Genomic DNA, 12,328 nt, shown 5'->3' on the forward strand with positions numbered 1-12,328 from the left:
GGGTTGGTGAATGGTTTTAGACCTAAACGCGTCTTCGTTTAGGTCTTCTACATCCATTATGAGGTAATGGAGTTACATCTCTTATTAGAGTTATTTCTAAACCGGCCACTTGTAAAGCTCTTATGGCCGTTTCCCTACCTGAGCCAGGTCCTCTAACTAATACTTCTATTTGTCTCATGCCTTGGTCAAGTGCTCTTCTAGCTGCAGCTTCAGCTGCTGTTTGAGCCGCAAATGGAGTACCTTTCCGAGCGCCTTTAAATCCACTAGCTCCTGCAGAAGACCAAGAAATTACGTGTCCAGAAGTATCACTAATTGAGACGATAGTGTTATTAAATGTGCTTTGAATATGCACAACGCCATTAGGTACATTGCGCTTGGATTTCTTTGAACCGGTTTTTTTTACTGTTGCTGCCATAATGTTTTAGTTTAATACTAGAATTTGTGAATAGATTTAGTTAATTATTTTTTTCTTCCAGCAACTGTTTTTCTTGAACCCCGTCTTGTTCTTGCATTGGTTCTAGTTCTTTGGCCTCTTACTGGAAGACTCATTCTATGCCTTCTTCCTCTAACGCATCCTATATCTTGTAAACGTTTTAAGGCCATTCCTTCTTTTCTTCTCAAATCACCTTCTAAAGTAAATTCCTCCGTAGCGCCTCTAAGTTTTTGCACATCAGAATCTGAAAGATCTTTGACACGAATATCTGGGTTTACGCCTGTATTAGCAAGAATTAGCTGTGATCTTGTTAAACCAATTCCATAGACGTATGTAAGTGCAATTTCAACTCGCTTTTCGCGAGGTATGTCAATTCCTGCAATCCTGGCCACGTGTTTTTAGTAAATAAAAGTTTGAATAAAGGGTTTAAATTTAACCCTGACGCTGTTTATTGCGAGGTCTTTTCTTGTTTATAACATAGATTTTACCTCTTCTCCTCACGATCTGATCGTCAGGACTAATTTTTTTGACTGAAGATCTGACCTTCATGGGGTTTTACAAATAAAACGTTAATACTATATTCTACATCATCGTCAAGCCATTTTTTGTTTGATATCAGAGGAAATAGTTTTTAAATCTCTATCAGCATCAATATATTCTAATAATGAAAGATCTTTGAAATATTTAATCAATGGTTCTGTAGTTTTCTTGTAAATGTCAACTCTTGTTCTAATCGTCTCTTCAGTATCATCTTTTCTCCCTCTTAAAAGTAAACGCTTAATTAAAACTTCTTCTGGAATATCTAAGTAAAAAACTAATTCTAAGGGTTGATTTATTTCAATCAATACCTCGTTCAATGAATTTGCTTGAGATAAATTTCTTGGATAGCCATCTAGAATCCAACCTTTATTATCCTTATCTAAATTTTGCTTTACTATTTTTAAGACAAGTTCGTCACTTACAAGTTCCCCACGGTTAATAATATCCTTTACCTGTCTACCTAGAGTAGAATTCATTTCAATTTCTTTTCTTAATAATTCCCCTGTAGAAAGATGCAAATAAGAATTGGTTTGACTTAATAATGCAGCCTGAGTCCCTTTCCCTGCTCCAGGTGGTCCTAAAAATAGTAAATGTTTTTTCATTAATTGTTTATTAGTCCCTCATACCTCTGAGAAATAACATAAGTTTGAATTTGCTTAGCCGTATCAATAGCCACTCCCACAAGAATAAGCAATGAAGTTGCTCCTAAACCTTGGAAAGTCTGGACATTCGTAGCTCTTTCAACTGCAGCTGGAATTATAGCTACTGATCCCAGAAATAATCCTCCTAATAATGTCAACCTATTTTGTATCCCTGATAAGTAGTTTGCTGTATTAGTTCCAGGTCTAACTCCTGGGATAGCTACTCCTCCTTTCTTTAAATTTGAAGCCACATCAACTGGATTAATTGTTAGAGATGCGTAAAAATAAGAAAATCCTAAAATCAAGGAGAAAAATGTAAGAGCATATGGCCATGGATTTGACGATCCGGGATTTAAACTACTCGCTAATTTGATTAAGACTGGATTCCCTGTGACATTTGCAATAGTTATAGGTAGAAAAATTAAAGCAGATGCAAAAATGATGGGCATTACTCCTCCAGCATTTAATTTTAAAGGCAAATAACTTTGCCTTGTAGGGAGTAAAGTGGTATTTCCTATTTGCCTTTTTGCACTAACGATAGGAATACGTCTAGCTCCCTCCTGAACAAAAATTATCCCAACAATTGTCAGTAAAAATACACCCAGTAAAACAACTATCCCTAAAACATCTCCTCGATCACCAGTTTGAGCTTTTTCGATGGTTGAACTTAGAGCCTTTGGTAAAGTTGAGACAATATTCAAAAAAATTACCAATGAAGCTCCTTGCCCTATTCCTTTCTCTGTAATAATTTCACTAAACCACATAACTAACATTGAGCCAGTAACAAGAGCTAAAGAGGTTTGCAAAACAAATGTAGTTTCACTTATCCCTTGAATTGCGTATTGTCTTAGAATTAAAGAAAAAATAATACTCTGTAAAAAACCCCATCCCAAGGCAACATATCTGGTTATTTGAGCAATTTTTCTTCTACCCGCTTCTCCTTCATTTTTTTGTAAATCTTCAAGGACAGGCAATGAAGCTGTTAGCAGCTGAATAATAATTGATGCGTTGATAAAAGGAAGTATGCCTAATGCAAATATTCCTAGTGTTGAAATTCCTCCACCAGTAAAAATATCTAAAAAACCTATTAATTGGCCTCCTTGATCTATAAAACTTTTAAAAGCAACCCTATCAATACCGGGCATGGGAATATAGATACCAAGTCTTACTAAAAGAAGCAAACCTAAAGTTGTTAAAACCCTACTCCTTAACTCTTTATTTAAAAATAATTGGGAGAGTATTTCAGAAGCGCTAGGATTTCTACTTTTGTTGACAAACATTTTGAAGCTTACCTAAATCTTAGTAAATTTATTTATTATTTATAAGCTCACAGGATCCACCAGCGTCCTCAATTTTTTGTTTTGCAACTTTTGTGAATGCATGAGCTTGGACTATTAATTTGACTTTGACTTCTCCATGGCCAAGAATTTTTAAAGGAAATTTTGGCTTAAAGATCAATCCTCTCTTGACTAGTGAATCTAAGTTAACAGTATCGTTATCTTTGAAATCATTTAATTTATCTAGATTTATTATAGAAAAGTTTTTTTGATTAATTATTTCAAAGTGCTTTAATTTTGGAACTCTTCTGTACAAAGGCATTTGTCCACCTTCAAAACCTGGACGTGTGGGTCTTCCAGAACGTGACTTTTGTCCTCTCATTCCAAAACCACATGAAGCACCCTGACCGGCAGCAATACCTCTACCCTTTCTTAACTTTTTCTTTCTAGAGCCAGAGTTTGATTTAAGTGTATTTAATTTTGAAGTCATAATTTTCAAGAATAAAGCTGTTCGAGTGAGATCCCTCTTTCCCTTGAGGCGGATTTATGTGTTCTTAATTGAGAAAGAGCCACCATAGCAGCTCTTGCATTATTTAAGGGTGTTTTACTACCCAATCTTTTTGCTAAGACATTTTTTATGCCCGCCAATTCTAGAACTGTTCTAATTGAACCACCAGCAATTACACCTGTTCCTGGAGCAGCTGGCCTAATTAGTACATTAGCAGCACCATCTCTACCTTTAGATAAAGTTGGTATTGAATTGTTTGGAGTTAAAGGAACCCTAACAAGATTCTTTTTGCCATCTGAGACTCCCTTTCTTACCGCACCAATAACATCTCCAGCTTTTCCAACTCCAACGCCAACCTGACCTTTCTCATTACCAACTACAACTATTGCTCTAAAACTCATTTTTTTTCCGCCTTTAACAGTTTTAGAAACGCGTCTTATTTGAACAACCCGTTCTTGCCAATCAGAATCTCTCTCTAGATTTTTTGAATCACCCCTTCTATGTCTTTTGCGATCGTTATTACGATTATTCTTTTTTTGTTCGCCAGGGATGGCTCCAGGAATGTTATCAGTCTTGGTTTGAGTTTCTTGTTTTGTTGGAGTGTCAGTCATAGTAAAAATTAAAAGTTAGAATTCAAGGCCAGCTTCTCGAGCAGCATCCGCAAGAGCCTTTACTCTTCCGTGATATAAATTTCCTCCACGATCAAAAATTACTTGCTTAATGCCTTTTTTCATCGCTCTATTTGCTAATAATTTTCCAACAATGGAAGAGGAATTACAATCAGCAGGTAATTTCTCGGATTTTTCTCTGAGTTCTTTATCAACAGTTGAAGCCGAACAAATAGTTTTTTGAGCGCTATCATCTATAACCTGAGCATAAATATGGTTATTAGAGCGAAAAACAGACAATCTTGGACGCGTTGCATCTCCAATTAAGAATCTTCTTAATCTTCTATGTCTTTTTTGGGTTTGTAATTTTCTGGAAAGTTTGGTCATTTTTTTAAATGGAATTATTTTTTGCCAGATTTACCAGCTTTTCTGAGAATTCTCTCATCATGGTATTTAATTCCTTTACCTTTATATGGCTCTGGAGGTCTAATTGATCTGATTTTTGCTGCTTCATTGCCAACAATTTCCTTATCAATTCCAGATACGGTAACGTTTGTATTACTCTCAACTTTGTATGTTATACCATCAGGGGGGATCATTTCTACTGGATGACTATATCCTGCACTTACAACAAGATTTTTTCCTTTTACTTGAGCTCTGGATCCAACGCCTACAATTTCAAGTTTCTTTGAAAAACCTTGACTAACCCCTTCAACCATATTTGCAATTAATGCCCTACATAAACCATGTCTTTGCCTTGAATATATTTTGGTTGTAGTAGGACTTACGACAACAGTATTATCTTTTTTATCAAAACTAACTCCCTCAGGCATTAATCGTTTCAATTCACCCTTGGGGCCTTTAACTGTAACTGTTAATCCATCAAAATCAACTGTAACTTTTTCTGGAATCAGTACTGGTGTTTTTCCTATTCTTGACATGATTAATTCTCCTTAATAAACATAGCAAAGGACTTCGCCACCTATACCTTGCTTCCTAGCATCACGATCACTCATGACTCCTTTAGAAGTTGAGATGATGGCTACTCCAAGACCTCCAAGAACTTTTGGCAAGCCTCTAGTATTCTTATAAATTCTCAAACCAGGTTTACTAACTCTTTGCATAGATCGAATAGTAGGGAATTTATTTTTACCACTATATTTGAGGCCGAGTATGATTTGTGATTTATAACCTTCACCTTCCTCATTAATATCAGAAATGAAACCCTCTTTTTGAAGCACTTTAGCAATACTTAAGGACATTTTTGAACCTGGGATTGTTGTAGTTGTATGCTTTTTTTGACTCGCATTTCTAATTCGAGTAAGCATATCTGAAATAGGATCGTGATTTGACATAGTTTTAATTTAATTCTTACTGAAAGGCATTCCTAACTCTTGCAAAAGAGCTTTACCTTCTTGATCTGATCTTGCACTAGTTACAATTGTTATATCCATACCTCTTATTGAATCTATTTTATCAAAAGAGATTTCGGGAAAAATCAATTGTTCTTTCACTCCAACGGTGTAATTCCCTCTCCCATCAAAACTTTTTGGATTAACTCCTCTAAAGTCTCTAATTCTTGGTAAAGCTAGATTTATAAATCTTTCTAAAAAGGAATACATCCTGTCCCCTCTTAAAGTTACAGTACAACCAATAGGCATACCTTCACGAATTTTAAAACCCGCGATAGCTTTTTTGGCCCTAGTCACTAAGGCCTTTTGTCCGGTAATTGTTGCCATTTCGTTTAAGGAGGCTTCTAGAGCTTTTGAATTTGAAGCTGCTTCACCAAGTCCTCTGTTAACGTTGACTTTGACAACTTTAGGAACTTGATGAATATTTTTAAGACCAAGATCCTTTAATAGTTTTGGTCTAATTGATTCTTTGTAGCGATTTTTTAGAGTCATAATTTTTTGTTAATTCTGGTCTTTGTCAGAATTGAGAAATTAGAAAAAGTTGAAATCTGGTTTCTGATGAAAAATTAATCAATTACTTCACCAGTTTTCTTTAATCTTCTTTTCTTAACTCCCTCCTTATCAATAAAGTATTCGATCTTACTTGTAAGATTTTTATCCTTTGAGAAGAACATTACATTTGATGCATGCAAAGAGGCTTCTTCTGTAAGTATTCTTCCAGTTTCTCCTTCCTGAGTTGGCTTAACATGTTTTGTCCTAAGGTTAATTCCCTTAACTACTACTCTATTTTCAATAGGGATAGTTTTTAAAACCTCACCAGTTTTTCCTTTGTCTTTACCATTAATTACTTTTACTAAATCTCCAGTTTTGATTCTCATTTTTATTCTTTGGAAATTTTTCTTTTGTTTTAATGAATCCAACATTTAAATAACCTCCGGAGCGAGAGAAACAATCTTAGTATAATTTTTGTCCCGCAGTTCTCTTGCTACAGGACCAAAAACTCTAGTACCTTTTGGATTCTTATCTTCATTAAGCAACACTGCAGCATTATCATCAAATCTAATTGAATTACCAGTATTTCTTCTTAATGTTGCTTTAGTTCTAACGATGACGGCTTTAACAATTTCAGATTTCTTAACTCCCATATTCGGAAGAGCATCTTTTACAGTTGCTACAATTACATCTCCAACATGTGCGTATCTTCTATTAGAGCCTAAAACTCTAATACATTGAAGTCTTTTGGCACCACTATTATCAGCGACTGTTAAATAAGTTTCTTGTTGTATCATTTTTTAACCTCCTTATTCTGACTTGTTTTATTGAGTATCTCTTCTATTGCCCACCTTTTATGAGCGCTAAGCGGTCTAGTTTCTCTAATTTTAACTCGATCACCTAAAACACATGTATTTTCAGGATCATGTGCCTTATATCGCGTAGTTCTACTTACAATTTTTTTATAAGTGGGATGTGGATATCTGTTAATAACGGCAACAACAACTGTTTTGTCCATTTTGTCGCTGACCACAGTACCAATTCTTTCTTTAAGTGCCATAACTAATAATTAATCAGAAGTTGTTTGAGAAACAGATTGACTCTTACTGAGTGTTAGTAATTGAGCAACTTGTTTCTTAATGACTTTAAATTTATGAGTTTCATTAAGCTGTCTAGTAGCTTGCTTGAATCTCAAATCAAAAAGATCTTTTCGTAATTGATCAATCTTTTCAGTAATTTGCGCAGAATTTAATTTTTTAAATTCTTTAAGAGACTCTGAGTTTTTCATTGTTTAACCTCCTTTTGCGATTTTTTACTATTTTTTGTCTCTTCTTTGGAGGATGCTTCTAGATCTTTATCAATCGAGATAAATTTTGTTTTTACAGGAAGTTTGTATTGAGCCAGACGCATAGCTTCCTTTGCTGTTTCTTCAGTAATATCCTCACCACCCATTTCAAAAAGTATCCTTCCAGGTTTTACAACTGCAACCCAAAACTCTGGATTACCTTTACCAGAGCCCATTCTAGTTTCAGCAGGTCTCATGGTTACAGGTTTATCAGGAAATATTCTTATCCAGATTTGACCTCCACGTTTGATATATCGTGTCATAGCTCTTCTGCTGGCTTCAATCTGACGTGCAGTTACCCATCCACAGTCTTGAGCTTGGAGAGCAAATTGACCGAAAGCAATAGTATTACCTTTTGAGGCCACCCCCCTCATTCTGCCTCTATGTTGTTTACGGAATTTAGTGCGTTTTGGACTAAGCATTTTTATACCTCCTATGAATTCTCATTTGAACGATCCTCAAATTGTTGAGGTCTTCGGTTAGCTTTCCTCTTGGGGCTAGAACCCACTGGTATTGTTTGCTCTTCTTTAGGAAGAACTTCCCCTTTGAAAACCCAAACTTTAATTCCTAGAACACCGTATGTAGTATTAGCTTCGCGTGTTGCATAGTCAATTTCAGCTCTCAAAGTATGTAAAGGAACTCTACCTTCTCTAGTCCATTCTGTTCTCGCAATTTCAGCGCCATTTAACCTTCCACCAACTTGTATTTTTAAACCTAAAACTCCAGCCCTTTGAGCCCTTTGTAAAGCCATCCTTATAGTTCTTCTGAAGGCAACTCTTTTTTCCAATTGTTGAGCAATATATTCAGCCAGTAAAAAAGCATCAGCGTCAACTCGCTCAACTTCAACAACATTTATCCTAACTTGCCTTGTCCTATCACCAATAGTTTTTTGAATTCCAGCTCTTAATTCTTCAATGCCACTTCCTTGTCTTCCAACTATAACTCCTGGTCTTGCTGTTTTTAATTCAAGTTCCAGTTGATCAGCTTTTCTAGCTATTAGTACATCACTTATTCCAGCTGCCCCATATTTTTTCTGTATGAAAGTACGAATTTTAAAATCTTCTTGGAGAAGAATTGGATATGTCTTTGATGTGGCAAACCATTTGGAGCGATGCTCTTGTGTAATACCTAATCTGAGTCCAGAAGGATGTATTTTATGTCCCATTAGTTTTGTACCTCCGCATTGGTTTGAGTAGGAGCAGATTCAACAGAAATACTTATATGGCAAGTCTGTTTTTTAATAGAAAAAGCTCTACCTTGAGCTCTAGGTCTATACCTCTTCATTACAGGGCCATTATTAGCCCAAGCAGAGGAAATGACTAGAGTGGAGGGATCCATTCCAAGATTATGCTCAGCATTTGCAACTGCAGATCTTAGAACTTTAGTAATAGGGTCAGTAGATCTGTAAGGCATAAATTCCAACATAATCAATGCATCTCTATATGAACGACCCCTTATTTGATCCAAAACTCTTCTAACTTTAGAGGCTGATCCGCGAACATAGTTTCCATGAGCAATAGCTTTTTTTGTTGTTTCAGGTGTTTTTGTCATGATTTAGCTCCTTTCTTATCTCTTAAGTGACCACGGTAAGTACGTGTAGGAGCAAATTCACCGAGTTTATGACCGATCATTTGTTCGGTTATAAATACAGGAATGTGAGTCTTACCATTATGTACTGCGATTGTGTGGCCAATCATGACAGGTAAAATCGTAGATGCTCTAGACCAAGTTTTAATAACAGACTTGTCATTATCAGTATTTTGTTTTTCTACCTTTTTGAGCAAACTATCTGCTATAAAAGGTCCTTTTTTTAGTGAACGTCCCATGTTTATAAAATAGAAATTAAAGAAATAAATAAAGTAATCAAGAGTCTCTTCCTCCTCTACTCCTCTTAGAAATGCGACGACGTCTTCGAACTACTAATTTATTACTTGGTTTGTTCTTTTTACGTGTCTTTAAACCAAGAGCTGGTTTACCCCATGGAGTAACAGGGCCTGCTCTACCAATTGGTGCTTTCCCCTCTCCTCCTCCATGTGGATGATCACATGGGTTCATTACACTTCCTCTCACTTGAGGCCTTCTTCCAAGCCATCTTCTCCTTCCTGCTTTACCTAAGCTAGTATTTCTTATTTCTGAGTTACCAACTTCTCCAAGAGTTGCATAGCATTCTTTTCTGACAAGTCTTACCTCAGTAGATGGGAGTTTTAAAGCAACATAATCCCCCTCTTTTGCCATAACTTGGGCACTAGCTCCAGCGGATCTAACCATCTGAGCACCTCTACCTGCATATAACTCAACACAATGAACGCTAGATCCTAATGGCATGACAGAAAGTGGCATTGCATTCCCATCTTCTATTGGAACATTTTCTCCGGATATGACATTTTGGCCAACTTTCACTCCAGCTGGAGCTATAATATATCTTTTCTCTCCATCTTCATAGAATAAAAGTGCAAGCCTTGCATTTCTATGAGGATCATAGTGAATAGCAGCAACTTTAGCGTTAATGTTTCTTTTGTCTCTTCTAAAGTCGACTAATCTGTATTGCCTTTTGTGACCACCTCCACGATGTCGACAAGTAATAACTCCACGATTATTCCTACCTTTGACTCTATGTTTTGAAACTATTAGTGATCTTTCAGGTTTTGCACTTGTTATTTCACTAAAATCAGTAACTACTCTCTGTCTAGTTCCAGGTGTATAAGGTTTAAATTTACGAATTGCCATGATTAAAACTCCTTAAGATTCTGGAAATAGTTGGATTTTGTCTCCTTCAGCAAGGCGAACAATTGCCTTTTTGACCTGAGAACGTTTACCGGAAAATTTACCGACTCTTCTAGTTCTCCTGGGAGGATTCATAGTGTTAACTCCTATGACTTTGACACTGAACAAAGTTTCTACAGCGGCCTTTATTTGTGGTTTTGCCGCTCTATGATCAACTTCAAAAGTATATTGGTTAAGATCTAGTGCGTTTGTGGCTTTCTCAGTAATAACTGGCTTTCGTATTACGTCGGCCAAACGAGAGTCGAATAATTTACTCATGATGCATACACCTCCTGAATTTTACTTATTGCTGATTGACCTATGACCAACTTATTAGCGTTGAGAATATCAAATACATTCAATTGATCAGCGGCTATTAATTTTACTTTTTCAATATTATTAATGGATTTTTTTATTACATCTGAGGGATTATGAAGAATAACCAAGACTTTTTCAGTTTTTTGTATTCCTAATCGAGCAAGGCCATTGATGATATCACTTGTTTTAGGCTGCTTTAAGGTAGATCCAAAATCTTCAACAGCCTTAATATCAGAGACTCTGGACATAAGTGCAGTTCTAAGAGCTAATCTGCGCTCCTTACGATTCATATCAAGATTGTAAGAACGTGGCTTTGGACCAAAAATAATTCCACCACCAGGTCTTAAGGGTGTTCTTATTGATCCTTGACGAGCTCTTCCTGTCCCTTTCTGTTTGTATGGCTTTCTGCCACCCCCTCGTACTTCAGATCTTGTCAAAGTTGATGCAGTCCCTTGTCTTTTGTTTGCTAATTGTCTAAGAACTGCTCTGTGAATTAAGTCTGCCGAAGAAGTTTCCTTAGCAACTGCTAAGTCAAGTGATACTTTGCCTGATTTTTTACCATCCCACTTAAGAGTTTCGAGTGTTGTCATGATTTTTCACCTCCCTTTTTACCTACAACGTTATTTGGCTTTATATTTACAATTGAGCCAGGCTTTCCTGGGACAGAACCTTTGACTACAAGTAAGTTTTTCTGGTTATCAATTTTTAAAACTAACAAACCCTTAGTGGTTATCTGTTTACCTCCATATCTTCCTGCCATTCTTTTCCCAGGATAAATTCTACCTGGAGTTGTTCCTGCTCCTGTAGAACCTGGAGCTCTATGATTTTTTGAGCCATGACTCATAGGTCCTCTGCTAAAACCATGTCTTTTTTGGTAACCAGCAAAACCTCTACCCATTGATTTACCACTGATATCAACTTTCTGGCCGACCTCAAAATTTTTTACAGTTATTTGATTCCCAATTTCGTAAGATGAAGTTTCTTCAACCCTATATTCTTTTAAATGCTTAAGAAGTTCTTCGCCTGATTTTAATAGATGGCCTTTTTCAGGCTTGCTTATATGCTTATCTTTTGACAAGCCATAACCTATCTGAACGGCAGTATAACCATCCAAAGCTGAAGTTTTCAATTGAGTGACACGGCATGGGCCAGCCTCAATGAGAGTAACTGGTACTGAATTACCTTTGTCGTCGAAAAGTTGGGACATGCCCAATTTCTTTCCTAAAATTCCGATAGACATAAGACTAATTATGCTAGCTCGTAATGATTTTTTAATTATCTAGACCTTTCTTAATTTGAAAGATGAAGTTAACAAAAAACTATTAATTAAGGTTGAGACTTATCTGAAAATTTAGATAGTTTCTCTTGGGTTAAACCCTCCTGAGTTTTTTAACGAAACGCTAAAAATGTGAAATTTTGTAGAGGCTCGGCTAGCTTACGAGCTTAAAAATTCACTGAATTACAATTGTACATCATCAGGTACCATAAAATAAAATAAAATGAAAATAAAGGGAGTTTTATGCCATTACTGCTCACAGGAAAAAAATTTCATAACGATTTAAAAACAAATAAATGTCTTGCAATCTTTGCTCCTCTTGAGGGTGGATATGAAACTCGTCTGTTGAGAAGAATGAGGGCTAAGGGTTTTAAAACTTTTATAACCTCAGCACGAGGTCTTGGAGATCCAGAAGTCTTCTTACTAAAATTGCATGGCGTTAGGCCGCCTCACCTTGGTCATCAAAGCGTAGGGAGAAACGGAGCGCTCGGAGAAGTTCAACGAGTAATCCCACAAGCTTCTGAATTATTTAATGAAAATGATAAGCATAAATTACTTTGGTTGTTAGAAGGTCAAGTCATGTCTCAATCTGAGTTGGAGAGCCTAATAGAAATTTGCACTAAAGATAATAAACTAAAAATTGTTATTGAAATGGGTGGTTCAAGGAAACTTGAATGGAAGTCATTAAATGATTATATTTTGGATGAATTTTAAA

General features: G+C 36.1%; 24 protein-coding genes. 1 reads left to right on the forward strand and 23 read right to left on the reverse strand.

All coding sequences use genetic code 11. The annotated features are described in order from the left end of the window. Positions 1 to 22: 22 nt before the first annotated feature. The 23 genes from rpsK to rplC form a co-directional block, all read right to left on the reverse strand. The gene (gene rpsK / locus EU92_RS06390; RefSeq protein WP_032513768.1) at positions 23 to 415 is read right to left on the reverse strand and encodes a 30S ribosomal protein S11; all 393 of its coding nucleotides are present in this window, start codon (positions 413 to 415) and stop codon (positions 23 to 25) included. A 44-nt stretch (positions 416 to 459) separates the two neighbouring features. Continuing rightward, the gene (gene rpsM, locus EU92_RS06385) at positions 460 to 825 is read right to left on the reverse strand and encodes a 30S ribosomal protein S13 (protein ID WP_032513767.1); all 366 of its coding nucleotides are present in this window, start codon (positions 823 to 825) and stop codon (positions 460 to 462) included. A 40-nt stretch (positions 826 to 865) separates the two neighbouring features. Beyond that, positions 866 to 982 (reverse strand): 50S ribosomal protein L36, encoded by a 117-nt coding sequence (rpmJ, locus tag EU92_RS09470; protein WP_011377173.1) that lies wholly within the window; start codon positions 980 to 982, stop codon positions 866 to 868. A 44-nt stretch (positions 983 to 1,026) separates the two neighbouring features. Further along, positions 1,027 to 1,575: an adenylate kinase gene (locus tag EU92_RS06380; protein ID WP_032513766.1), complete on the reverse strand. Its 549-nt coding sequence runs from the start codon at positions 1,573 to 1,575 to the stop codon at positions 1,027 to 1,029. Beyond that, positions 1,575 to 2,894: a preprotein translocase subunit SecY gene (secY, locus tag EU92_RS06375; RefSeq protein WP_032513765.1), complete on the reverse strand. Its 1,320-nt coding sequence runs from the start codon at positions 2,892 to 2,894 to the stop codon at positions 1,575 to 1,577. Before secY ends, EU92_RS06380 begins: the two co-directional genes overlap by 1 nt. Before the next feature lie 28 nt (positions 2,895 to 2,922). Beyond that, complete coding sequence (gene rplO / locus EU92_RS06370) at positions 2,923 to 3,381, reverse strand: 50S ribosomal protein L15 (RefSeq protein ID WP_032513819.1); 459 nt, start codon at positions 3,379 to 3,381, stop codon at positions 2,923 to 2,925. A 5-nt stretch (positions 3,382 to 3,386) separates the two neighbouring features. Next, positions 3,387 to 4,010, reverse strand: a complete 624-nt coding sequence (rpsE, locus tag EU92_RS06365; protein WP_032513764.1) for a 30S ribosomal protein S5 — start codon at positions 4,008 to 4,010, stop codon at positions 3,387 to 3,389. A gap of 15 nt (positions 4,011 to 4,025) precedes the next feature. Next, the gene (gene rplR / locus EU92_RS06360) at positions 4,026 to 4,394 is read right to left on the reverse strand and encodes a 50S ribosomal protein L18 (protein ID WP_032513762.1); all 369 of its coding nucleotides are present in this window, start codon (positions 4,392 to 4,394) and stop codon (positions 4,026 to 4,028) included. Positions 4,395 to 4,408: 14 nt separating this feature from the next. Beyond that, positions 4,409 to 4,948, reverse strand: a complete 540-nt coding sequence (rplF, locus tag EU92_RS06355) for a 50S ribosomal protein L6 (protein ID WP_032513761.1) — start codon at positions 4,946 to 4,948, stop codon at positions 4,409 to 4,411. A 12-nt stretch (positions 4,949 to 4,960) separates the two neighbouring features. Beyond that, a complete protein-coding gene (gene rpsH / locus EU92_RS09650; protein WP_011819159.1) occupies positions 4,961 to 5,362 on the reverse strand; it encodes a 30S ribosomal protein S8 in 402 nt (133 codons plus the stop codon). A gap of 9 nt (positions 5,363 to 5,371) precedes the next feature. Next, positions 5,372 to 5,911 (reverse strand): 50S ribosomal protein L5, encoded by a 540-nt coding sequence (gene rplE, locus EU92_RS09655; RefSeq protein ID WP_011863652.1) that lies wholly within the window; start codon positions 5,909 to 5,911, stop codon positions 5,372 to 5,374. Between the two features lie 74 nt (positions 5,912 to 5,985). Further along, positions 5,986 to 6,342 carry a 50S ribosomal protein L24 gene (gene rplX, locus EU92_RS06340; protein WP_032513759.1) on the reverse strand — a complete coding sequence of 119 codons (357 nt, stop codon included), beginning with the start codon at positions 6,340 to 6,342 and terminating at the stop codon, positions 5,986 to 5,988. Next, positions 6,343 to 6,708 (reverse strand): 50S ribosomal protein L14, encoded by a 366-nt coding sequence (gene rplN / locus EU92_RS06335; RefSeq protein ID WP_032513758.1) that lies wholly within the window; start codon positions 6,706 to 6,708, stop codon positions 6,343 to 6,345. Continuing rightward, a complete protein-coding gene (gene rpsQ / locus EU92_RS09660; protein WP_032513756.1) occupies positions 6,705 to 6,971 on the reverse strand; it encodes a 30S ribosomal protein S17 in 267 nt (88 codons plus the stop codon). Before rpsQ ends, rplN begins: the two co-directional genes overlap by 4 nt. A gap of 9 nt (positions 6,972 to 6,980) precedes the next feature. Next, positions 6,981 to 7,199, reverse strand: coding sequence for a 50S ribosomal protein L29 (gene rpmC / locus EU92_RS09665; RefSeq protein ID WP_032513755.1), 219 nt, complete (start codon positions 7,197 to 7,199; stop codon positions 6,981 to 6,983). Beyond that, a complete protein-coding gene (rplP, locus tag EU92_RS06320) occupies positions 7,196 to 7,678 on the reverse strand; it encodes a 50S ribosomal protein L16 (protein WP_032513754.1) in 483 nt (160 codons plus the stop codon). Before rplP ends, rpmC begins: the two co-directional genes overlap by 4 nt. A gap of 11 nt (positions 7,679 to 7,689) precedes the next feature. Continuing rightward, the gene (gene rpsC / locus EU92_RS06315) at positions 7,690 to 8,421 is read right to left on the reverse strand and encodes a 30S ribosomal protein S3 (RefSeq protein ID WP_032513753.1); all 732 of its coding nucleotides are present in this window, start codon (positions 8,419 to 8,421) and stop codon (positions 7,690 to 7,692) included. Beyond that, positions 8,421 to 8,807 carry a 50S ribosomal protein L22 gene (gene rplV, locus EU92_RS06310; RefSeq protein ID WP_032513752.1) on the reverse strand — a complete coding sequence of 129 codons (387 nt, stop codon included), beginning with the start codon at positions 8,805 to 8,807 and terminating at the stop codon, positions 8,421 to 8,423. Before rplV ends, rpsC begins: the two co-directional genes overlap by 1 nt. Next, positions 8,804 to 9,082 (reverse strand): 30S ribosomal protein S19, encoded by a 279-nt coding sequence (rpsS, locus tag EU92_RS06305; RefSeq protein WP_032513751.1) that lies wholly within the window; start codon positions 9,080 to 9,082, stop codon positions 8,804 to 8,806. The genes rplV and rpsS overlap by 4 nt, the downstream gene beginning before the upstream one ends. 37 nt (positions 9,083 to 9,119) lie before the next feature. Then, the gene (gene rplB / locus EU92_RS06300; protein WP_032513750.1) at positions 9,120 to 9,983 is read right to left on the reverse strand and encodes a 50S ribosomal protein L2; all 864 of its coding nucleotides are present in this window, start codon (positions 9,981 to 9,983) and stop codon (positions 9,120 to 9,122) included. Between the two features lie 12 nt (positions 9,984 to 9,995). Then, positions 9,996 to 10,298 carry a 50S ribosomal protein L23 gene (locus tag EU92_RS06295; RefSeq protein ID WP_032513749.1) on the reverse strand — a complete coding sequence of 101 codons (303 nt, stop codon included), beginning with the start codon at positions 10,296 to 10,298 and terminating at the stop codon, positions 9,996 to 9,998. Then, positions 10,295 to 10,927, reverse strand: a complete 633-nt coding sequence (gene rplD, locus EU92_RS06290) for a 50S ribosomal protein L4 (protein WP_032513747.1) — start codon at positions 10,925 to 10,927, stop codon at positions 10,295 to 10,297. Before rplD ends, EU92_RS06295 begins: the two co-directional genes overlap by 4 nt. Further along, on the reverse strand, positions 10,924 to 11,577 hold the full coding sequence (rplC, locus tag EU92_RS06285) for a 50S ribosomal protein L3 (RefSeq protein ID WP_032513746.1): 654 nt from the start codon (positions 11,575 to 11,577) through the stop codon (positions 10,924 to 10,926). Before rplC ends, rplD begins: the two co-directional genes overlap by 4 nt. A gap of 279 nt (positions 11,578 to 11,856) precedes the next feature. Here rplC and ndhN point away from each other — a divergent pair, with 279 nt between their 5' ends. Then, a complete protein-coding gene (gene ndhN / locus EU92_RS06280) occupies positions 11,857 to 12,327 on the forward strand; it encodes an NAD(P)H-quinone oxidoreductase subunit N (protein ID WP_032513745.1) in 471 nt (156 codons plus the stop codon). Position 12,328 lies beyond the last annotated feature (1 nt).

The organism is Prochlorococcus marinus str. MIT 9107 (assembly GCF_000759855.1).
Taxonomy (GTDB): Bacteria; Cyanobacteriota; Cyanobacteriia; order PCC-6307; family Cyanobiaceae; genus Prochlorococcus_A; species Prochlorococcus_A marinus_N.